Below are 22,324 nucleotides of genomic sequence, written 5' to 3' on the forward strand. Positions count from 1 at the left end.
CCGCCGCTCCTAAGAAATCAAACCCAATTGACACTTGATTTTTCTAAAATTTGTAAACCTTAAAGAACGAGACAAAAACCATGAGACAAATTGCATTCTACGGAAAAGGTGGTATCGGAAAATCCACTACCTCTCAAAACACCATCGCAGCCCTTTCTGAAAACGAGCGCGTCATGATTGTTGGCTGTGACCCGAAAGCAGACTCCACTCGCTTAATGCTTCACACCAAAGCCCAAGTCACTATTCTCGAATTAGCAGCCCAACGCGGTTCAGTGGAAGACCTTGAACTTGAAGAAGTCTTACTCAGTGGCTACAACAACGTGCGTTGTGTAGAATCAGGCGGTCCTGAACCCGGAGTTGGCTGTGCTGGACGTGGCATTATTACTGCCATTAACTTCCTCGAAGAAGAAGGAGCTTATGAAGACATTGACTTTGTCTCTTACGACGTATTAGGTGACGTTGTTTGTGGTGGGTTTGCCATGCCCATTCGGGAAGGAAAAGCCCAAGAGATTTACATTGTTACCTCTGGCGAAATGATGGCGATGTATGCTGCCAACAACATTGCCCGTGGGATTCTAAAATATGCCCACTCGGGTGGTGTTCGTCTTGGCGGTTTAATTTGCAACAGCCGTAAATGTGACCGGGAAGATGAGTTGATTCAAGCCCTTGCGGAAAAACTTGGCACTCACATGATTCACTTTGTTCCTCGCGACAACGTAGTTCAACAAGCAGAATTGCGTCGTCAAACGGTCATTGAATATCAGCCCGATCATTCCCAAGCTCAAGAGTATCGCGATCTCGCGAAAAAAATTGAACACAATGAAAACCTTGTGGTTCCGACTCCCATTGATATGGACGAACTAGAAGACCTGTTAGTCCAGTTTGGAATCATCGACAGTGATGAAGACTACAAGAAAATTCTCGAAGCCGAAGAAAACGGAACAACCGTGTCCGTCTAACTAAATAGCATTTTGAGGGAAGAGAAGGAATGGCACTTCCTCTCTCCCCTTCTTAAAACTAAATCCAACATCTAGTAAGGATAATACTATGTCAACTAAAGAAAGAAATCAAGAAGTAATCAAAGAGGTTCTGGAAGGCTATCCAGAGAAAGCTGGTAAACGGCGAAGTAAACATATTGGCACTTACGAAGAAGCAAAATCTGGCGAAGAAGGAAAATCAGGCTGCGACGTTAAATCCAACAAGAAATCACTGCCTGGAGTCATGACTGCCCGTGGTTGCTCCTTTGCTGGCGCAAAAGGGGTAGTTTGGGGCCCAGTTAAAGATATGGTTCATGTCAGTCATGGGCCAGTGGGTTGTGGTTACTACTCTTGGGCAGGTCGTCGGAACTACTACACTGGCTATACCGGGGTAGATACCTTTGGCACTATGCAATTCACCTCTGACTTCCAAGAAAAAGATATTGTCTTTGGGGGTGATAAAAAACTGGCTAAACTCATTGATGAAGCCGAAACCCTATTTCCTCTGAATCAAGGAACAACCGTTGAGTCAGAATGTCCAGTCGGGCTAATTGGGGATGATATTGAAGCCGTCGCCCGTGCCAAAGGCAAAGAAACAGGTAAGCCCGTCGTTCCAGTTCGTTGTGAAGGTTTCCGAGGGGTTTCTCAATCCTTAGGACACCACATTGCTAATGATAGCGTTCGGGATTGGATTTACCCCAAAGCCGACGAGTATCGCAAACTGCAAGACGGATTTGAGTCCACCCCTTATGATGTCAACATTATCGGAGACTATAACATCGGTGGGGATGCTTGGCCGAGTCGGCTCTTACTAGAAGCCATTGGCTTGCGCGTCATTAGCCAATTTTCTGGCGATGGCTCTTTTAATGAAGTGACAATGAGCCCCTTGGCTAAACTCAATCTCATCCACTGTTATCGGTCAATGAACTATCTCTGCCGACACATGGAAGAGGAATATGGCATTCCTTGGATGGAATACAACTTATTCGGCCCAACCTACATTGCTAAGTCTCTGCGAGAAATTGCGGCTCAATTTGACGAAACCATCCAAGCAAATGCAGAGCGTGTTATTCAGGAATATCAAGCGTCTATGGACGCAGTTTTGGCAGAATATCGTCCGCGCCTAGAAGGGAAAAAAGTGATGATGATGGTGGGTGGACTTCGCCCCCGTCACGTTATTCCAGCGTTTGAAGACTTGGGCATGGAAGTGATTGGAACTGGTTATGAGTTTGGGCATAACGATGACTACAAACTAACCAGTGAATACCTAAAAGACGGAACGCTCATCTACGACGATGTCAGCGGTTATGAATTTGAGGAATTTGCCAAAAAGCTCAAGCCCGATCTGATTGCTGCAGGGATTAAAGAGAAGTATGTCTTCCAAAAAATGGCACTTCCCTTCCGTCAAATGCACTCTTGGGATTATTCCGGACCTTATCACGGCTATCACGGCTTTGCTGTCTTCGCTCGGGATATGGATTTAGCGATTAATAACCCCACTTGGAGTTTAATCGAAAATCCTTGGTCGAATTAGTCATTAGTCATTGGTCATTAGTCATTAGTCATTGGTCATTAGTCATTAGTCATTGGGCTACAAACAACAAAGGACGAAGGACAAAGGACAAACAGCAAAGGCTAATGACCCACAAACAAGCAACATTACAAAAGGTAAACTGTCATGACACAGAACAACAACGAAAATACGCAAAATTCTACTACCTCTGCCCCTTCTAATATCCCTTCTAACCCCCATGAAGTTCAGGATCACTTTGACTTATTTCACACTGATCCTTATCAGAAGCTATTTGAATACAAGCGCCAGTTTGAAGGGGCACATAGTCAGGAAAAAATTGAAGAAGTTGCTGAATGGACAAAAAGTTGGGACTATCGCGAGAAAAATTTTGCTCGGGAAGCCTTAACGATTAATCCTGCTAAAGCCTGTCAACCCTTAGGTGCATTATTCGTGGCCTCAGGCTTTGAAGGAACACTTCCCTATAGCCACGGCTCTCAAGGCTGTGTTGCTTATTTCCGTACCCATCTCGCTCGGAACTATAAAGAACCGTTTCAAGCTGTTTCTTCTTCTATGACTGAAGATGCAGCAGTTTTTGGGGGCTATAGCAACATGAAGGATGGGCTTGCTAACTCCTATACCCTTTATGAGCCAAAAATGATTGCTTTGTGTACCACTTGCATGGCAGAAGTAATTGGGGATGATTTAGGCGGCTTTATCGAAAACGCCAAGCATGAGGCGGCGATTCCTGCAGAAGTTCCTGTTCCTTATGCTCATACTCCCAGTTTTGTTGGTTCTCACCTAACTGGTTATGACAATATGCTCAAGTCGATCTTAAGTTGTCTCACGAAGGGCAAAGAACCAGAAACCAGTAATGGCAAGTATAACTTTAACTTAGGATTTGACCCTTATATTGGCAATATTCGGGAACTGAAACGAATCCTACAGTTATTTGATCTTGATTACACGATCCTTTCTGATAATGCGGATACATTTGATTCTCCCAATACAGGGGACTTCCAAATGTATAATGGCTTAACCAGCCTCGATGATACCGCCGATAGCATTAACGCTGAAGGAACGTTCTTCTTCCAAAAACATACAACTCCTAAAACCCAAGAATATATTGAGGAGAAATGGGGTCAAGAAACCTTTAATTTCCGTCCCTTTGGTATTCGTGGAACTGATGAATTTATCACCAAATTATCCGAAATTACTGGTAAATCAGTGCCACAAGAACTGGTAGAAGAACGCGGTCGCGCTGTCGATGCAATTACTGATTCTCAAGCCTGGATTCATGGTAAGCGTGTGGCCCTTTATGGCGATCCTGATCATGTTTTTGGACTGGTGAATTTCTTGTTGGAATTAGGGGCTGAACCCGTTCATATTGTTGTTACTAACAGTAATAACAAGTTTGAAAAAGAATTACAGGAAGTTTTGGATGCAAGCATGTATGGCCAAAAGGCAACAATTTGGGGTAAAAAAGACCTCTGGCATCTGCGGAGCTTAATGTTTACTGAACCTGTAGATTTATTAATTGGTAATTCTTACGGGAAGTATCTCTGGCGCGATACAGAAACCCCTCTGGTTCGCATTGGTTATCCGATTTTTGATCGCCACCACATGCACCGTTATGAAACCTTGGGCTATCGTGGCGCGATTAATCTTCATAACTGGATTGTGAATACGATTCTTGACGAATTAGATCGGAAAACGATTGTCAGTGGTAAGACTGATATTTCCTTCGACTTGATTCGTTAAATTTTCCATCATTGGTCATTTGTCTTTGGTAATGCCGACAAATGATCAATGAATCAATCGCTAAGAACAGAGGAGAAAATCATGAAACTGGATGAAGTAGAACTCAATCGGGAACCAGATTTTGAACTGGATTCTAAAGTAAAACTCCGTAAAAATATTCGCAATGATGGCACATTCCCAGGTGCAGAAGTTGGGGAAACCATTGCTAAAAAAGGTGAGGAAGGATATGTCATTGGAGTTGGAACTTTTTTACAAACTGCTTATGTCTATTCAATTCATTTTTTAAGCACAGGAAAAGTCGTCGGTTGCTTAGGGAAAGAACTGGAACAGGCCGGTGGTTAAGGAGCAATGACCAAGAATAAAGGACGAAGAAGCAATGACTAAACCAAAAGTCGCAGACCTCTTACACGAACCCGGTTGCGGCCATAATCACAAAAAAGGCGATAATAAGGCTTGTAGCCAACAAGCCAAACCAGGGGCAGCCCAAGGCGGTTGTGCCTTTGATGGGGCTTCGATTACCCTAGTTCCCATTACTGATGCCGCTCATTTGGTTCATGGCCCGACGGCGTGTGCGGGCAACTCTTGGGGTAGTCGCGGTAGTCTTTCTTCAGGGGCAACCACTTATCAACTGGGACTAACCACAGATGTTAAGGAAAATGACATTATTTTTGGGGGCGAGAAAAAGTTATATAGCGCGATCGCGCAAGTGATTAACCGCTATCATCCACCTGCAGTCTTTGTTTACGCTACCTGTGTCACGTCTCTTATTGGTGATGATCTAGAGGCAGTTTGTCGCGCAGCAACAGAGCAGTTTCAAACCCCAACTATCCCCGTTCAAGCCCCCGGTTTTACGGGAACAAAAAATTTAGGGAACCGCCTAGCAGGAGAAGCCCTATTTGAGTATGTTGTAGGTACGCAAGAACCAGAATATACCACCCCTTATGACATTAACCTCATTGGGGAATATAACGTTGCTGGGGAACTTTGGGGGGTGCTTCCCCTTTTAGAAAAAGTGGGGATTCGCGTTCTCTCCAAAATTACAGGAGATGCCACCTTCCGAGAAATCTGTTATGCCCATCGCGCCAAACTTAATGTCATGATTTGCTCGAAAGCCCTGATTAATCTGGGTCGCAAAATGGAGGAAACTTATGGCATTCCCTACATTGAGGAATCTTTCTATGGCGTTGCTGACATGAACCGATGTTTACGTCATATTGCCGAAAAATTAGGGGATGAAGAGTTAAAAGCGCGAGTGGAAACGCTGATTGCGACGGAAACGGCAAAACTGGACACGGCCCTTGCCCCCTATCGGAAACGACTACAAGGTAAACGCATCGTTCTTTATACTGGCGGTGTAAAAAGCTGGTCGATTATTTCTGCTGCCCAAGATTTGGGGATGAAAGTGGTTGCCACCAGCACCAAAAAAAGCACCGAAGAAGATAAAGCCAAAATCAAGGAATTACTTGGCGAAGACGGCATTATGCTCTCTAAAGGCAATGCCAAAGAACTTCTAAAAGTTATTGAAAACACCAATGCGGATATGCTTGTCGCTGGTGGACGTAATCAATATACCGCTCTCAAGGCTCGGATTCCCTTTCTGGATGTCAACCAAGAACGCCATAATCCCTATGCCGGTTATCGGGGACTTATAGAAATGGCAAAAGAGTTTGATCACGTTCTTCATAGTCCGATTTGGGAACAGGTGCGAGAACCTGCCCCTTGGTCATTAGTCACTAGTCATTAGTCATTAGTCATTGGTTATTAGTCATTAGTCATTGGTTATTAGTCATTAGTTGACAAAGGACGAAGGACAAACAACGAAGGACAAAAGATGAAGGACAAACAACAAGCCACAAAGGACAAACAGCAAATGACAACCATAACCAGCCCACAAAAATCTCTCTCTGTTAACCCCCTAAAACAAAGTCCGCCTTTAGGGGCAGCATTAGCCTTGTTAGGCTTAAAAGGCTTAGTTCCCCTTCTTCATGGTTCACAAGGTTGCACCGCGTTTGCCAAAGTGTTGTTAGTCCGACATTTTCGAGAAGCCATCCCCATTGCGACAACGGCGATGACTGAGGTTTCCACAATTTTAGGAGGAGAAGAAAATATTGAAGAAGCAATTCTCACCTTAGTGGAAAAAGCAGAACCTGAGCTGTTGGGATTACTAACAACAGGGTTAACGGAAACTCGTGGGGATGATATGCCCTATATCCTCAAATTATTCCGTCAACGTCATCCTGAACTGAAGTCGCTGCCCATTATTTTGGCTTCTACTCCTGATTATAAAGGAGGCTTACAAGAGGGTTATGCCACTGCGGTTAAATCCATTGTTGAAACCGATTACGGTGCGCCCCCCCAAGAAACCTCGCAACCAGTCATTACGGTTTTAGCAGGGTCATTGTTGGGGCCAGGGGATGTGCAAGAAATTAAAGAGATCATCGAAGCCTTTGGGTTAACACCGCTGGTAATTCCGGACTTATCGGGGTCTCTTGATGGTCATCTTGATGATAGTGAGTATAACAGTAAAACATCTGGGGGAACTTCGTTACAACAGTTACAGCAATTAGCGCGATCGCGCTTTACCATTGTCATTGGGGAAAGTATGCGTCCTGCTGCTGAAGTGTTGCAGCAAAAGTTTGAGACTAACTATCAAGTATTTCCCCGTTTATCAGGCTTAAAAACTGTTGATCAATTCCTGTGGTTACTCAGTCAAATTAGCGAATACCCTGATACCGTTCCGAAAAAATATCAACATCAACGTCGGCAATTACAAGATGCTATCTTAGATAGTCATTTCTATCTTGGTGGCAAGAAAATTTCCCTCGCCTTAGAACCCGATTTACTCTATCAAACCAGTTGGTTATTACAGGAAATGGGGGTCAATATTCAAGCGGCTGTTACGACGAGTAAATCCCCATTATTAAATGATTTACCTGTAGATACAGTCACCATTGGAGACTTTGGAGATTTAGAAGAATTAGCCCCCAATTCTGACTTAATTATTACCAATTCTCAAGGCAAATTAATTGCCGATAAACTGGATATTCCCCTCTATCGGTTAGGATTCCCAATTTATGATCGCTTGGGTAATGGAACTCGTTGTTTAACCAGTTATCGCGGAACAATGCAGTTATTATTTGACCTCAGTAATCTTTTTATTGAACACAGTCATTAATTTTATTGGAGGATTTAATTATGAAAGTTGCCTTTGCGACTCACGACAATATTCACGTCGATTCCCATTTTGGATGGGCGAAAAAAATTGACATTTATGATGTTTCCTCAGAAGGATATAATTTTCTCCGAACCATTGACTTTGGAGATGATCTCGCAGAAGACGGGAACGAAGATAAATTAATTCCGAAAATGAAAGCAGTTGCTGATTGTACAATTGTTTATGTTTCAGCAATTGGCAGCGGCGCAGCGTCCCGTTTGCTTGAGAATAAGATCACTCCTCTCAAACCTGAAAACCAAGAAAAGGAAATTGTTACCGTTTTAAGTCAGCTAACGGAAACATTAAAATCTCCCCCTCCTTGGTTGCGGAAAGTCATTAAACCCAAACTAACCAAGTTTAATGTTGAGGAAACTAATGAAAAATTAGAAGAGGTAGCTAGCCATGACAGAAACTATTAATGATAATTTAGTTGCAGAAAACCCTTTTTTACAAGAATTAGTGTTACAAGTTCGCGCTCAAGATAATTACGGGGTTTATCGCAGTTGGAAGGATGAATTAGTCTTAGCGAATTTCGTTGTTTCTAAAGAAAAGAAACGTCAAATTTCTTTAGACCAAGGGCTTGATCCTCAAACCCAACTCAGGATTCTTTACTTCTATCGCGCGATCGCGGCTCAAATTGAAAAACAATCGGGAAAACTTTGTCAAGTTGCCATTGATCTCTCCCATGAGGGCTTTGGTTGGGCAATTATTTGGACAGGACACTTAATGGTGGTATGTCGCAGTTTAAGAGATGCTCAAACCTTTGGCTATTCTTCCCTTAGCAAACTCGCCAACCAAGGGGAAAAATTAGTCGCTTCGGGTTTGAAAAAAATTGCTCAATTTCCCGATGCAGCAAACGGAAGTTAACTTCAATTCTTAGGAGACTTAATATCATGACCACAACCAAAACTTTAGCTGATTTCCAAAAACTGACTACCGCCGAAGATTACTTACAGTTCTTCGAGATTGACTATGATCAGCAATTTGTTAATATCAATCGTCTGCACATTTTGAAGCAATTTTCTTTATTAATTAAGGAAGTCGATGAAGCATTCCCAGACGTTAGCGAAGAAGAAAAACTAGAGAAATATGGTATGGCTTTAGCAGAAGCCTATGAAGTATTTTTGACCTCTAGTCCTTTAGAAACAAAACTCTTTAAGGTATTTCAAAATAAACCGAAAAACTTTGTTTCTGTTAATGATCTTACCCCCAAAGAATGATGCTAACTGCGAAAGAATTAGAACGTTATCGCCGACAGATTCAGCTGCCAGGATTAGGAAAATCAGGGCAAAACGCCTTGAAAAATACCACAGCCCCTCGTTTCGGGGGTGGGAGGCTTGGGAGGGACAGTGGCTTTATATTTGGCAGTTGCTGGTATCGGTAAACTAATCCTCGTCCGTGGGGGAAACCTACGCCTAGATGACATGAATCGGCAAATTTTAATGACCGATGACTGGGTAGGGCAATCACGGGTGACAAAAGCCCAGCAAACGCTAAAGGCGATTAATCCTGATGTTGAGGTGAGCGCGATCGCGCAATATATTACCCCCGAAAATGTCGATGGATTAGTTCAAAATGCCGATATCGTCCTCGATTGCGCCCACAACTTCTTGGAAAGAGACTTACTCAATGAGGCTTGTGTTCAGTGGAATAAACCCATGGTTGAAGCCGCGATGAACAACATGGAAGCCTATGTCACCACCATCATTCCTAAACAAACCCCTTGTCTATCTTGTCTCTTTCCTGAAAAACCCCACTGGGATCATCAAGGATTTGGCGTTCTCGGCGCTGTATCTGGCACTCTCGCCTGTTTAAGTGCCTTAGAAGCAATCAAACTGATCACAGGCTTAGGTAAGCCCTTACTCGGGTACTTACTGAATATGGATCTTGCCCAAGGAGAATTCAAAAAACTCCACTTATATAAAGATCCCCATTGTCCTACCTGTGGTGAAAGGGCAACTCATCCCGTTTTGAACAATTGGCACTACTATACGATCCCCCCAACCCCCCTTAATAAGGGGGGCGAAGGGGGGATCTAACGTAACACCTCCACCCACCCAAAACAATAAGGAGAAATCTGATGACTGTTTACTTAACAGAAAAAGCCGCTTCCAAACTGCGTGGTTTTATTTATGCCGACGGCAAACCCCCAACCTCTGAAAAAGGTATTCGGGTCGCCGTCAATCAGGGAGGCTGTAGTGGGTTTGAATATGTTTTAAATATTGTTCCCAACCCTGATGTGGATGATGTCATTTACGAACAACATGATATCAAAATCTATCTTGATCGTGATAGCGCACCGATTTTAGACGGCGTTGTCATCGACTTTATCGACAGCCTCGCTGAAAGTGGGTTTATTTTTGAAAACCCCAATGCCACTGAAGCCTGTAGCTGTGGGAAATCCTTTGCTGTTGCGGAAAATACTCCCGCTGCTATTCCTTGTACGACTTATTAGTTCCCAAATAAGGAGATTTAATCATGACAACAACTTACAAAGTTCGCTTACTTAAGCAAAAAAGAAAGAAACCTCCAGAAGTAGATGTCACCATTGATGTTCCTGAAGACGAATATATTCTCGACGTAGCAGAAGAACAAGATTTAGACTTACCCTCTTCTTGTTGTTCTGGCGCTTGTTCCAGTTGCGTTGGCAAAATTGTAGAAGGCGAAATAGATCAAGAAGATCAAAGTTTCTTAGATGAAGATCAAATCGCCAAAGGTTACGTTTTACTCTGCGTTGCCTATCCGAAATCGGATTGTACCATCAAAACCCATCAAGAGGCTTACTTAGTTTAAGGTTGATCAATATCGGGGTTAACAGCCGTTGATCCCGATATAACTTTTACGTAAAAAAAATAACAATGCTGAAACGAGGATTATCTGCTAAACAATTCTTACCCGTTTTTTGGGGAGGAGTTGTAGGGATTATGGGAGGTTTAATTGGTTTAGGCGGCGCTGAATTTCGTTTGCCGATTCTGATTAGAATTTTTCATTATTCCACTCTCCAAGCGATTATTATCAATTTAATTGTAAGCCTTGTAACGGTTATTTTTTCCCTACTATTTCGGAATGGAATTGAGGGATTGATTAATATTGCCAATCACTTCCCTATTATTTTGAATATTCTGGCAGGTTCTTTACTCGGGTCTTATTTAGGTGTCAATTATGCCACTGGAATCAATGAAAAACTATTAACTCGAATAGTTATCATTTTTTTAGTCGTGATTAGTTTCATTTTAATCGGACATGACCTAATTTTTAATATTGGAGACTGGCAACTCCCTCCTTTACTACAGATTATCACGGCTTTAATTGCTGGCATAGTCATTGGCATTTTTAGTGGCTTACTGGGAGTCGCAGGAGGAGAACTCATTATTCCAACGATTATCCTTATTTTTGCCATTGATATTCAATTAGCAGGAAATCTTAGTCTTGCCATTAGTATGCCCACAATTTTAATGGGATTATTTAAGTATAATCAGCAAGATAAATTGAAAGAGGTTAAATCCGAGAATAACTTTCTAATTCTCATTGCAATTGGTTCAGTTTTAGGAGCATTTATCGGTAGTTACTTCTTACAATATGTCACTAGCACAGCCCTCTATTGGATTTTAGGAATTATTCTTTTAATTTCTGCTTTTAAGCTCGCAAAACATTAAAAAAATGAAACTAAATCAGCTAATTCTAATGTTATTTTTGGGCATTTTATCATTTACTTTAGTCATAGGATGTCAACCAGCACAAACAAGCAATCAAATTACAATTTCTGCCTCTGCTACTTTCCAAGATGTTCTGGAAACTATTAAACCTATTTATGAATCAGAATATCCTGAAAAAGAAATTACGTATAACTTTGGTGGTTCTGGTTCTTTACAGCGACAAATTGAACAAGGCGCACCTGTTGATATTTTTCTAGTTGCTGATGCCGAAAAAATGGATAGCTTAGAAGAACAGGGGTTAATTCTTTCAGAAACTAGACAGGATATTTTACGGAATAAAATTGCTTTAGTTACGGCGAGTGATAATAATTTAGAATTAACCAATTTTAATGATATTACGCAAGAAAGTATTAATTTGGTTGGGCTAGGAGAAGCCAAAACTATTGCAGCAGGAAGATATACGCAAGAAATTTTAGACTCATTGAATATTGCTGACGAAGTTTATGCTAAAGCAGTTTATGGTAAAGATGTTCGACAAATTGTGAATTATGTGGCGACAGGTAATGTGGAAGTGGGGATGGTTTTTCAAACTGATGCCCAAAATGCTAATAATATTAAAACCATTACTACAGCACCAGAAGAGAGTCATTCTCCTATTATTTGTCCCATTGCTGTTATAAAAGATAGCCAAAATATAGAACTCAGCAAAGAATTTATTGAATTTTTAACCAATAATCAAGCGCAAACAGTTTTTGAAGAATATGGATTTATCCCAGTCAAGAGTGACCAGTTAGCAGTTACCGAAAGAACAAATGACTAATACAAAGCGAGATTGGAATAGCTACTATAATGCCATTGAAAATCGCCCTCCCAGACGAACCATTTTAACTGCTTTGGCTGGTTTTGAAGAAAGTGGTTTTGCGATTGATTTGGGTTGCGGAACGGGGAGAGATACAGAAGAATTATTAACACAAAATTGGACAGTTTTAGCTATTGATCAAGAAACAGAGACAATTCAAAGGCTACAAGCCAAATTTGAGGATCATCCTCAACTAACTACCCAAGTTTCTAGTTTTGAAGACTTAAAATTTCCGCAAGCAGTTGATTTGATTAATGCTAGCTTCACTTTACCCTTTTGTTCTCCAGTTGCTTTTCCAAGGGTTTGGGAAACTATTTTTAACTCATTGAAAAAGGGAGGAAGATTTTGTGGACATTTATTCGGCGATCGCGATTCTTGGCGAGACAAACCTTTTATTCATTGTCAAACTCGTTTTCAAGTAGAGACTTTACTCAAGCCTTACAAAATTGAATTACTTGAAGAAGAAGAACACAGTGGTCAAACGCCTTTAGGTGAAGCAAGAGACTGGCATATTTTTCATATTGTAGCCCAGAAAAATGAATGATTTAAGTCCAATTTGGATATCGCTAAATACAGCTTTAGTTGCAACTGTCATTACCTTTATCTTAGGTATTTTAATGGCATGGTGGATGCTAAAATACCAAGGAAGATTCAAAGGATTCTTAGAAAGTATCTTAACTGCCCCTTTAGTCTTACCGCCAACTGTAGTGGGCTTTTTATTATTATTGTTACTAGGAAGAAATAGCCCTCTTGGTCAACTTCTAAATTACTTCGGGATTAGAATTATTTTCTCTTGGTATGCAACAGTGATTGCTTCGACTGTGGTGGCTTTTCCCCTGATGTATAAAACAGCTTTTGGGGCATTTCAACAAATTGATCGCAATTTAATTGCTTGTGCTAGAACGCTTGGTGCTTCAGAATGGACAATTTTTTTACGAATTATTCTCCCTTTAGCCCAATCAGGATTAATTGCTGGAACTTTACTTAGTTTTGCTCGCGCTTTAGGAGAATTTGGGGCAACATTAATGGTAGCTGGATCAGTTCCAGGGGAAACACAAACCATGCCTATTGCTATTTTTTTGGCAGCAGAAGGGGGAGACATGGATCGCGCCTTTATCCTCGTCTTAATTATTTTAGTTATCTCTTTAGGCGTAATTACTGCTGTTAACTATTGGACAAAAGATAATCAAGATTATCGCACTCATAATTTCTTAAATCCTCTCTTTTCAAGATTGTCTAATTCAGCTGCTTCAAAGCGAAAACCAAGTTTTCATTCTCCTTTACCAGAAACCGAAATAAAATTAGTGGTTGCCATTGAAAAACAACTCTCCGATTTAAACTTAAATGTTTCCTTTACCAGTAATCAAATTCCCATGGGATTATTAGGGGCTTCTGGTGCTGGAAAAAGTACGATTTTACGTTGTATTGCTGGCTTAGAAACCCCTGATCGCGGTACAATTATATTAAATGGCAAAATCCTGTTTGATTCCGAAAGAGGAATTAATCTACCGCCGCGCGATCGCGCTTGTGGTTTCTTATTTCAAAACTATGCTTTATTTCCCCATCTTACAGTAACAGAGAACATCGCCTTTGCCGTAGCTAAAGGAACAACTAATCGACAGATTAAACAAGTAGTGGAAAAAGAATTAATTGCCGTTAATCTACAAGGAATGGGGAATCGCTACCCTGAAGAACTTTCTGGCGGGCAACAACAAAGAGTGGCACTAGCGCGGGCAAAAATTAATCAACCAGAAATTCTCTTACTCGATGAACCCTTCTCGGCGTTAGATACTTATCTACGAGATCAACAAGAAAAATTGCTGAGACAAAACTTAAGTTCTTACCAAGGAGTCACCTTATTTATTACTCATAATTTAGAAGAAGCCTATCGGGTTTGCCCTCATTTACTGGTAATTGATCAAGGAAAAGTCATTGCCAATGATTCTAAACAAAATATTTTTGAACATCCTCCCAACTATCAAACCGCACAATTAACAGGTTGTAAAAACTTCTCTCGCGCTGTTAAACTCTCTCCTACCAAAATTCAAGCCTTAGATTGGAATTGTAGTTTAGAAGTCTTAGAACCAATTCCTGATACTTTAGAATATGTTGCTATTCGCGCCCATCATCTCAACTTTTCGGCAACAGAAGAAACTAATACCATTCCCTGTTGGGTAGCAACCCTGAGTGAAACCCAGCACCGTGTCACCTTGTATCTAAAATTAAACCAACCAGCAACACATCCAGAAGACTATCATTTGCAAGCAGAAATTTTTAAAGAGAAATGGCAAGAATTAAAAGCCTCTCCCTTTCCCTGGCAAGTCCAACTACCGCCACTTAGGATAATATTATTGAATCGGTTTCCTTAATAAGTTTTTCTCCTTCACCCTATCACTCCACAACATTTTCTTTTTGGGTTATACTATTTTTCGTGAATAGTAAAAAACAGAAACTTGATAGTAATAAAAATCGGATATAGCAATATGATCTCATTTGTAAAAACTAGCTTAATTTACGTAGGCTGAAAGCCGTGCCGAAGGCTTACCCTCTAACCCCCCTTATTAAGGGGGGAATTAAAGGGGGGATCAAATGCAGGAATTTACAACTGATTTAGGATTGCTATATAACTATTTTTAATAATTTGTCAAAGTTTCATGCGAATGTCAAAAAGAAGACTTAAATTCAAGGCTAGTAATTATAAACTGGTAAATTAATAAAGGCGCGATCGCGCAGAAGTTATTAAAATCTGTATTAAATAGCAACTTCTAGAAATAGTGTTACTCAGATAGTTACTTGAGAAATTCTGAATGTTGCGAGGAGTTCAAACCTTCTTTTAAGACTGCCAAAACTCTTGCCATATCGCCATTTAGCAGGGATGCAACTGCTAACCACAATCCAGGGAACACCTCACTGCGAATAATTCCAGCGCGATCGGGTTCAAGGGAACGATAATCACCATCGGTGAGAACAAACCAATTTAATTTTTGATCCAATACCTGCCAAACGAGATATTCCCGAACCCCGTTGCGACGGTAAACCTTCTTTTTTTCATACAAATCATTGGCGCTACTACTGGCAGCCACTTCCACCACTAATTCCGGTGCGCCTTCAATATAACCATCTTCATCAAGGCGAGATTGCCCCCCTGCAGTTTCCTCAATGAGTAAAACAGCATCAGGCTGAGGTTCATTGTCTAAATCTAGGCGAACGGTGGGATTATCACCTAATCTCGTTCCTGGTGTCATTGCTTTGTAAGTTCCCAACCAAGTCATCAAATCACCGTGAGGTTCAGCATGAGGTTCAAACCGTAGAGGGGAGGGCACGTAAACAACTCCTTCAATGAGTTCTGCTTTTTTTAGATGTGGCATGGCATGGTAACGACGTTCAAACTGATCACGAGTAAGATGATCGCCGCTTTCGAGAGGAGGTGTTACAAAATGACTCTCTTGTTGGGATGATTGCGCTTTAACCATGATTATTTTCCTCTCTCCCCTGATTCGCTTTATCTTCAGTTTACTGTATCGATAATTTTGCGCGATCAGATTTTTATCATATCATCTTTTTCTATAAACCCTAACTTAAGTCATCCGCTAAGGTTTCTCACAACTTTTCAAAGATGGTTAACCCTACCCCTGCTAACAACCAATAATGATTAATCTGAGTAAACCCAATTTGCTTTCCCATTTCTTCTCGCTTAGAAAAACTGTAAAGGCGAATTTTTCCAGCGCCGATGGGAATCTCTTGATAACCATCATTTCCTATCCCAACCCAATCAATTAAATAATACTTTCCTTGAGGTTTTAGGGTGCGATAAACTTCCGATAAGACTTGTAAGGGTTCTGGATAATGAAGAAAGCTAATGGTATTAAAAACTGCATCGAATTGATTATCGGCTGTTGGTAACGTAGCGGCATTTCCTTTAATATACACTAAGCGGGGTGCATGACGACGAGACTTTCGCGCTTGGCGTAACATTTCTGAAGAGATATCTAAACCGATGCCAAAAAGGTCTGGATAAATTTTTGCTAAACGGTCTAATAAGCGTCCTGTTCCACAGCCTAAATCTAATACCCAAGGTGTTTTCGGTAATGTGAGATAATCCAATAATCGTCGATGAAGGGTTTTATAAAATAAGGAAGAAATTAAATCATCATAAAATAATGCCCAAATATTAAAGAGTTGAATTTTTTGTTGAATCTCTTGCTCACTATTTGAGGTCATTAGTCATTAGTCATTTGTTATTGATTGGCGCACATTGGGTTCTCGCTAACAAAATGAACCGCATTTGCCTATTCCATCATTTCCATAAAGAAGTCAATGGTATTTTTTAGGGCTGTAACAAAAGCATCAATTTCTTCCTTTGTATTATAGAAGTAAAGACTTGCCCTTGCACTTCCTGAAACGCCTAGTTCTCGATGTAAAGGTTGGGTACAATGATGCCCAGAACGAATCGCAACCCCATCATAATCTAAGAGTGGGGATAAATCATTAGGGTGTAAGTTTTCCACATTAAAAGATGCAAGTGCTGCCCTTCCTTTCCCCTTTCCATCAGGTTTGGGTCCATAAATATTTAGGTTAGGAAACTGATTTAATTTATCAAAAAGATAAGCAGTTAGTTCTTCCTCATAGGCATGAATATTTGCCATGCCAATATTGCTTAAATAATCAACCGCTGCCCCTAAAGCAATCGCTTCTCCAATCGCAGGAGTTCCTGCTTCAAATTTATGGGGCAATTCTCCACAAGTGAAATGATCTAAAAATACTTCTCCAATCATTTCGCCACCGCCGAGGAAAGGCGACATTTCTTCTAATAAATTTTCCTTGCCATATAAAAAGCCAATCCCCGTGGGGGCGCACATTTTATGTCCGCTAGCTACTAACCAATCACAATCAATTGCTTGCACATCAACAGGTAAATGAGGGACACTTTGACAGCCATCAATTAACACTTTTGCCCCTTTTTCATGGGCAAGCCTCGTAATTTCCTCAACTGGATTAATGCAGCCTAAGGTATTAGAAACATGAACTAAAGCAACTAATTTGGTATTATCAGATAGTAAACGTTTATACTGTTCAATATCTAATTCTTGATTTTCATTTAATCCCACGTGCTTGAGGGTTGCCCCTGTTTTCTGGGCGATCATTTGCCAAGGAACTAAGTTACTGTGATGTTCCATGACAGAGGTTAGAATTTCATCCCCCGATCGCAGATTATTTAAAGCCCAACTGTAAGCCACTAAATTCACTGCTTCAGTGGCGTTACGAGTAAAGACAATTTCATTACGAGAGTTGGCATTAATAAACTGGGCAACTTTATCTCTTGCCCCTTCAAACCCTTCTGTTGCCTTAGTGCTTAAATGGTGCGCTCCACGGTGAACATTAGCATTATTATAGCGATAATAGTTATCTAGAGCATTGATAACTGATAAGGGTTTTTGAGACGTGGCTGCACTATCGAGATAAATCAGTTGATTCCCATTAATTTCCTGATTGAGGATGGGAAAATCAGCGCGAACTTTTTCTCCCAGTGATTGAGTGGTAGCAATGGTCATTTTACTTCTTTCCTAACCTAGAAACCGATTTTGCAAACTGCTATATAATCCCTCTCGCACCGATTTAAAGGGAATTTCCTTAATAATTTCGGCAGCAAAAGCATTAATCAGTAAATTAGAGGCAGCTTGGCTATCTAATCCCCGACTGCGAAGATAAAATAATTCATCTGCTTCGAGTTGGCTAACGGTTGCCCCGTGAGCGCATTGTACATTATCGGCGGTGATATTTAATTCGGGCTTGGTGTCAACGTGAGCTTTATCCGATAATAAAAGATTACGATTGAGTTGGGAAGCATCGGTTAATTGGGCTTTTTGCGGAACAAATACTTTCCCATTGAAAACGGCACGACCGTTATCATCTAAAATATTTTTCTGAAGTTGATCGGCACTGCTGTGAGGATGGCGAAACGCGATCGCGCTATGAGTATCTAACAACTGTTCCCCATTGCCTAAGGTTAACCCATAGAGACGAGTATCGGTTTGAGTGCCCGTTTGAAACACATCAAAATCTAGTCGTGCTAACCGTCCGCCCATACTAACAGGATAACAAGCATAACGGCTATCTTGAGCTTGAGTTACCGCCGTTTTCGCAATCTGAAAGCTATTTAAGGCTTCTTGCTGCAGACGAATATGATTCACTTCTGCATTGGCTTCTACCCAAACTTCAGTGACAGGGTTATTAAAATAGGAAGCTGCATCCGTTGCCGAGAAGCTAGCATATTGTTCAATGAAATTGACTTTAGCACTGGTTTCAGCAATGACTAAACAACGGGGTTGAATGAGACTGGGTTTTTCTTCTCCCACCGATAAAAATAATAAATGGATGGGCGTTTCCACCTCAGTATTCTTAGCCACCCAAACCACGGCAGCATCATCAAAGCCAGCCGTATTTAAGGCGGTAAATAACTCTTCTCCCCCTTCCTGTTGGGTTAAATAATCAGTAACTTTCGATTTTTCTTTTGCTTCTAACGCCGCTAAATTACCAACTTTTACCCCTGCTGGTAAGTTTTCCACTTGCGAGAGAGTAGGGGAATAATAGCCATTAATAAAGACTAATCTTGTGGTTGCCTCAGGAATATTAAAAGCATCTACGGCTTGCGAACTAATATCAAAGGAGTGACTCTTTTGATATTGATATTCTAAGAGAGGGGATAAATCAGTAAAGCGCCATTCCTCATCTTTACGGTGAGGCATTCTCGAATTAGCAACCGTCGTGGCAGCTTCTTGCTGTCGTTTTTGTCGCCAGAGAGAAAACGTTGACTCCTCCGTGACTGATCGTTTTTGACATTCACTTAAAAGCTGTGTCAAAAACTGATCTTGCTGAGTCATTTGATCTTGAGAAGAAACTGACATTGTCATACTTAAGCGTTAACCTCCTGTGGCGCATACTGTTCATACAACCATTCATAGCCATGTTCTTCTAATTGATGGGCTAACTCTTTACCGCCACTGGTAATAATTTGCCCATCTCCCATCACATGAATGTAATCAGGTTCGACATAATTTAGTAATCGCTGATAGTGAGTAATCATCAGAGTTGCATTATCAGCCGTTGCTAATTGCTTCACCCCATTTGCCACAATTTTCAGGGCATCAATATCTAACCCTGAATCTGTTTCATCTAAAATGGACAAGGTGGGTTCAAGTAACGCCATCTGTAAAATCTCATTGCGTTTTTTCTCCCCACCTGAGAAGCCTTCATTGAGACTTCTTTGGAGAAAGCTAGGATCCATTTTGACAATATCTAGCTTTTCTTCGACTAAATCTTCAAAATCAAAGGCATCTATTTCTTCTTTTCCTTGGGCTTTCAAGTGGGAATTATAAGCAACCTTTAAAAAGTCTAAGTTACTAACCCCAGGAATTTCTAAGGGATATTGAAAGGCGAGAAAAAGCCCTTTTAAGGCGCGTTGATCAGGTTCAAGTTCAGCGATATTTTCCCCTTGATAAATAATCTCACCTGAGGTGATTTCATAGTCAGGATGACCGGCTAATACTTTAGACAGGGTACTTTTTCCTGAACCGTTACGCCCCATAATGGCATGAATTTCTCCCGCCTTAATCTCCAAATTTACGCCTTTAAGAATGGGGGTATCTTCAACTTTGGCGTGTAAGTTTCGTATGGATAAAATAACGTTGCTATTTTCTTGGATCATAGAGTTTGTTGTTTGTTGTTTGTCCTTCGTTGTTTGTCCTTTGTAAACCAATGACTAATGACCAATGACTAATGACTAACCCACAGAGTTTTCTAATTTCAAAGCAAGTAATTTATCCGCTTCTGCAGCAAACTCCATAGGTAACTGATTAAAGACTTCTTTACAGAAACCACTGACAATCATGGAAACGGCATCTTCTTCCGAAATTCCCCGTTGGGCAAAGTAGAATAGCTGATCTTCCCCAATTTTGGCAGTTGAGGCTTCATGTTCCACTTTGGTGCGATTATTATCAACTTGGATATAGGGGAAGGTATTGGCTTCGGCTTCATCTCCTACTAACATCGAGTCACATTGGGAGTAATTTCTTGCACCATCGGCTTTTGGTCCCATTTTTACTAAGCCACGATAGCTATTTTGAGAATGACCAGCAGAAATTCCTTTAGAGATAATGGTACTCTTGGTATTTTTCCCAATATGAACCATTTTTGTCCCTGTATCAGCTTGCTGGTAATTATTGGTTAAAGCAATAGAGTAAAATTCCCCAACGGAGTTGTCACCAGCTAAAACGCAACTGGGATATTTCCAAGTAACAGCAGAACCAGTTTCTACTTGTGTCCAAGAGATTTTAGAATTTTTGCCTTTACAGAGTCCACGCTTGGTGACAAAGTTATAAATACCGCCTTTGCCCTCTTCATCGCCAGCAAACCAGTTTTGAACCGTAGAATATTTAATATCGGCATCGTCTAAGGCGACTAATTCTACGATCGCGGCGTGAAGTTGGTTAGAATCGTACATGGGCGCGGTACAGCCTTCTAAGTAGCTGACAGAAGCCCCTTCTTCTGCGACAATGAGGGTGCGCTCAAATTGTCCTGCTTCATCGGTATTGATGCGGAAATAGGTGGAAAGTTCCATGGGGCATTGTACGCCTTTGGGAACATAAACAAATGACCCATCACTAAAGACCGCAGAGTTTAAGGCAGCAAAAAAGTTATCTCCACTGGGAACCACACTGCCTAAGTATTTTTTCACTAATTCAGGATACTCTTGTAAGGCTTCTGAAATAGAACAGAAAATAACCCCTTCTTCAGCTAATTTTTCTTTAAAGGTGGTGGCAACAGAAACACTGTCAAAGATGGCATCTACCGCAACGTTACCGAGGCGTTTTTGTTCCGATAGAGGAATGCCGAGTTTCTCAAAGGTTTCTAGAAGTGCAGGATCCACTTCGTCTAAACTTTCTTTCTTCTCTTCCTTTTGTTTTGGTGCAGAGTAGTAGATAATATCATTAAAATCAATGGGACGGTAGCCAACGTGCGCCCAATTCGGTTCTTTCATGTTCAGCCACTGTCGGTAGGCTTTGAGGCGAAAGTCTAGCATGAACTCAGGTTCATTTTTCTTGGCTGAGATCATGCGGATAATATCTTCATTCAGTCCCCGAGGTAAGGTTTCTGTTTCGATATCAGTTACGAAACCGTATTTATAGGGTTGGTTGATTAAAGTTTTAGTGGCAGTCATGGACTTTGTGTTTCCTCAGTTAAGCTAGTTATCCGTCTTTTATGATTTCTGTTGGATCGCTAATCTAGCGACCGACTTACGAAACATATTTGTTGTTTAACTATTTTTAGGCTACATTAACAACTAAGATGTTGTCAAACTAATTGTAGATTCTTTAGGAAAAAGTAATGGTTCAGGACACTGCTAAAACAGCAACTCTCTCGAAGACGGGACAAGGTTCGACTAAGCAAGATATTCTCAGACATATTCTAAAACAGGGAGAAGCCACGGCCCAGGAGTTAGCAGACGTTCTGGAAATTAGCCCCCAAGCTACCCGTCGTCATCTCAAAGAATTAGGTACAGATGGCTTAGTGTATCACGAAGCGGTACAAAATGGGATGGGGCGACCCCAATACGTCTATTATCTCACTCAACAGGGACGAGATCAGTTACCGCATGATTATGGGGAGTTTGCGGTTTCTTTCCTTCATACCCTCGCTGAAACGGCAGGAGAAGAACAAGTCCAAGCAGTTTTAGAAAAACAATGGCAACGGAAAGCGGATGATTATCGCCAAAGAATTGGTGAGGGAACATTACAAGAACGGGTAGAGAAACTGGCAGAATTGCGGCAAGCAGAAGGGTATATGGCAGAGTATTCGCCTTTAGAGGGATCAACGCCTCAGTTTTTGTTATTTGAAAATAATTGCGCGATCGCGAGTGTCGCTGAATCCTATCCTAGCGTCTGTGGACATGAATTAGAAATGTTTGCGGCGATTCTTCCAGACTGCAAAGTAGAAAGAACACATTGGCTATATCAAGGAGAACATCGTTGTGGCTATTTAATCCAATTAATAGAGAATGAATAATCAATGTTCAAGTTAAGGAGGAAAATCATGGATAATAGTTCTTTTCAATTTTTAACCAAAGAAGAATCACAGGAAGTGGATAAAGCATTACTTTCTTCCCCTGAGAAGTTTTTAACACGATTGACCATTTCTTCTTTTAGATTACTCACTATCATCGCCGAACAAGAAGGCGTTGCGATTGAAGAACTCACTCCAGAACAAATCATCGCTTGGTTTGAAAAGGATGGCAAAATTAGGCGAGAAGAAGGCATTGAAGCAGCAACTCTCAAGTGGTGATATTATTAG

At 41.0% G+C, this 22,324-nt stretch carries 23 protein-coding genes and 1 pseudogene; 18 read left to right on the plus strand and 6 right to left on the minus strand.

Annotated features, from left to right (window positions below):
- Positions 1 to 80: 80 nt before the first annotated feature.
- The 16 genes and pseudogenes from nifH to modB all read left to right on the plus strand — a co-directional run bounded on the left by nifH (position 81) and on the right by modB (position 14,346).
- Positions 81 to 959, plus strand: a complete 879-nt coding sequence (nifH, locus tag FRE64_RS02125; RefSeq protein WP_146294449.1) for a nitrogenase iron protein — start codon at positions 81 to 83, stop codon at positions 957 to 959.
- Between the two features lie 88 nt (positions 960 to 1,047).
- Positions 1,048 to 2,511 (plus strand): nitrogenase molybdenum-iron protein alpha chain, encoded by a 1,464-nt coding sequence (gene nifD, locus FRE64_RS02130; protein ID WP_146294450.1) that lies wholly within the window; start codon positions 1,048 to 1,050, stop codon positions 2,509 to 2,511.
- Positions 2,512 to 2,655: 144 nt separating this feature from the next.
- The gene (nifK, locus tag FRE64_RS02140; protein WP_146294452.1) at positions 2,656 to 4,248 is read left to right on the plus strand and encodes a nitrogenase molybdenum-iron protein subunit beta; all 1,593 of its coding nucleotides are present in this window, start codon (positions 2,656 to 2,658) and stop codon (positions 4,246 to 4,248) included.
- 81 nt (positions 4,249 to 4,329) lie between these two features.
- Positions 4,330 to 4,590 (plus strand): nitrogen fixation protein NifZ, encoded by a 261-nt coding sequence (locus tag FRE64_RS02145; RefSeq protein ID WP_146294453.1) that lies wholly within the window; start codon positions 4,330 to 4,332, stop codon positions 4,588 to 4,590.
- A 34-nt stretch (positions 4,591 to 4,624) separates the two neighbouring features.
- On the plus strand, positions 4,625 to 5,992 hold the full coding sequence (gene nifE, locus FRE64_RS02150) for a nitrogenase iron-molybdenum cofactor biosynthesis protein NifE (RefSeq protein ID WP_146294454.1): 1,368 nt from the start codon (positions 4,625 to 4,627) through the stop codon (positions 5,990 to 5,992).
- Between the two features lie 126 nt (positions 5,993 to 6,118).
- On the plus strand, positions 6,119 to 7,423 hold the full coding sequence (gene nifN, locus FRE64_RS02155) for a nitrogenase iron-molybdenum cofactor biosynthesis protein NifN (protein WP_146294455.1): 1,305 nt from the start codon (positions 6,119 to 6,121) through the stop codon (positions 7,421 to 7,423).
- Positions 7,424 to 7,443: 20 nt separating this feature from the next.
- Positions 7,444 to 7,881, plus strand: a complete 438-nt coding sequence (gene nifX, locus FRE64_RS02160) for a nitrogen fixation protein NifX (protein ID WP_146294456.1) — start codon at positions 7,444 to 7,446, stop codon at positions 7,879 to 7,881.
- Complete coding sequence (locus FRE64_RS02165) at positions 7,865 to 8,329, plus strand: NifX-associated nitrogen fixation protein (protein ID WP_146294457.1); 465 nt, start codon at positions 7,865 to 7,867, stop codon at positions 8,327 to 8,329. Before nifX ends, FRE64_RS02165 begins: the two co-directional genes overlap by 17 nt.
- Before the next feature lie 26 nt (positions 8,330 to 8,355).
- Complete coding sequence (gene nifW / locus FRE64_RS02170; protein WP_146294458.1) at positions 8,356 to 8,682, plus strand: nitrogenase-stabilizing/protective protein NifW; 327 nt, start codon at positions 8,356 to 8,358, stop codon at positions 8,680 to 8,682.
- Positions 8,679 to 9,501: pseudogene (locus FRE64_RS02175) on the plus strand (HesA/MoeB/ThiF family protein). The gene nifW and the pseudogene FRE64_RS02175 overlap by 4 nt, the downstream one beginning before the upstream one ends.
- 41 nt (positions 9,502 to 9,542) lie before the next feature.
- Positions 9,543 to 9,917 (plus strand): HesB/IscA family protein, encoded by a 375-nt coding sequence (locus tag FRE64_RS02180; protein WP_146294459.1) that lies wholly within the window; start codon positions 9,543 to 9,545, stop codon positions 9,915 to 9,917.
- Positions 9,918 to 9,940: 23 nt separating this feature from the next.
- The gene (locus tag FRE64_RS02185) at positions 9,941 to 10,255 is read left to right on the plus strand and encodes a 2Fe-2S iron-sulfur cluster-binding protein (RefSeq protein WP_146294460.1); all 315 of its coding nucleotides are present in this window, start codon (positions 9,941 to 9,943) and stop codon (positions 10,253 to 10,255) included.
- Positions 10,256 to 10,320: 65 nt separating this feature from the next.
- Positions 10,321 to 11,118, plus strand: a complete 798-nt coding sequence (locus tag FRE64_RS02190) for a sulfite exporter TauE/SafE family protein (protein ID WP_146294461.1) — start codon at positions 10,321 to 10,323, stop codon at positions 11,116 to 11,118.
- A gap of 4 nt (positions 11,119 to 11,122) precedes the next feature.
- Positions 11,123 to 11,938 (plus strand): molybdate ABC transporter substrate-binding protein, encoded by an 816-nt coding sequence (modA, locus tag FRE64_RS02195; protein ID WP_146294462.1) that lies wholly within the window; start codon positions 11,123 to 11,125, stop codon positions 11,936 to 11,938.
- Entirely contained in the window at positions 11,931 to 12,521 is a 591-nt protein-coding gene (locus FRE64_RS02200) for a class I SAM-dependent methyltransferase (RefSeq protein WP_146294463.1), read from the plus strand. Before modA ends, FRE64_RS02200 begins: the two co-directional genes overlap by 8 nt.
- Positions 12,514 to 14,346, plus strand: coding sequence for a molybdate ABC transporter permease subunit (gene modB / locus FRE64_RS02205; RefSeq protein WP_146294464.1), 1,833 nt, complete (start codon positions 12,514 to 12,516; stop codon positions 14,344 to 14,346). The genes FRE64_RS02200 and modB overlap by 8 nt, the downstream gene beginning before the upstream one ends.
- Positions 14,347 to 14,766: 420 nt before the next feature.
- On the opposite strand, the gene FRE64_RS02210 is transcribed toward modB, so the two are convergent.
- The 6 genes from FRE64_RS02210 to sufB form a co-directional block, all read right to left on the minus strand.
- Positions 14,767 to 15,450: a Uma2 family endonuclease gene (locus FRE64_RS02210; RefSeq protein WP_146294465.1), complete on the minus strand. Its 684-nt coding sequence runs from the start codon at positions 15,448 to 15,450 to the stop codon at positions 14,767 to 14,769.
- A 127-nt stretch (positions 15,451 to 15,577) separates the two neighbouring features.
- A complete protein-coding gene (locus FRE64_RS02215) occupies positions 15,578 to 16,198 on the minus strand; it encodes a class I SAM-dependent methyltransferase (RefSeq protein WP_146294466.1) in 621 nt (206 codons plus the stop codon).
- Between the two features lie 68 nt (positions 16,199 to 16,266).
- A complete protein-coding gene (locus FRE64_RS02220; protein WP_146294467.1) occupies positions 16,267 to 17,529 on the minus strand; it encodes a SufS family cysteine desulfurase in 1,263 nt (420 codons plus the stop codon).
- Between the two features lie 12 nt (positions 17,530 to 17,541).
- The gene (gene sufD, locus FRE64_RS02225; protein ID WP_146294468.1) at positions 17,542 to 18,882 is read right to left on the minus strand and encodes a Fe-S cluster assembly protein SufD; all 1,341 of its coding nucleotides are present in this window, start codon (positions 18,880 to 18,882) and stop codon (positions 17,542 to 17,544) included.
- An 8-nt stretch (positions 18,883 to 18,890) separates the two neighbouring features.
- Positions 18,891 to 19,682, minus strand: a complete 792-nt coding sequence (sufC, locus tag FRE64_RS02230) for a Fe-S cluster assembly ATPase SufC (RefSeq protein WP_146294469.1) — start codon at positions 19,680 to 19,682, stop codon at positions 18,891 to 18,893.
- A 75-nt stretch (positions 19,683 to 19,757) separates the two neighbouring features.
- Complete coding sequence (gene sufB / locus FRE64_RS02235; protein WP_146294470.1) at positions 19,758 to 21,194, minus strand: Fe-S cluster assembly protein SufB; 1,437 nt, start codon at positions 21,192 to 21,194, stop codon at positions 19,758 to 19,760.
- Positions 21,195 to 21,361: 167 nt separating this feature from the next.
- Between sufB and sufR the strand changes: the two genes are divergently transcribed.
- Both sufR and FRE64_RS02245 read left to right on the plus strand, forming a co-directional pair.
- Positions 21,362 to 22,039, plus strand: a complete 678-nt coding sequence (gene sufR, locus FRE64_RS02240) for an iron-sulfur cluster biosynthesis transcriptional regulator SufR (protein ID WP_146294471.1) — start codon at positions 21,362 to 21,364, stop codon at positions 22,037 to 22,039.
- A gap of 27 nt (positions 22,040 to 22,066) precedes the next feature.
- On the plus strand, positions 22,067 to 22,315 hold the full coding sequence (locus tag FRE64_RS02245; RefSeq protein WP_146294472.1) for a hypothetical protein: 249 nt from the start codon (positions 22,067 to 22,069) through the stop codon (positions 22,313 to 22,315).
- Positions 22,316 to 22,324: the final 9 nt, after the last annotated feature.

The sequence above is a fragment of the Euhalothece natronophila Z-M001 genome, from assembly GCF_007904085.1.
Lineage (GTDB): Bacteria > Cyanobacteriota > Cyanobacteriia > Cyanobacteriales > Rubidibacteraceae > Halothece > Halothece natronophila.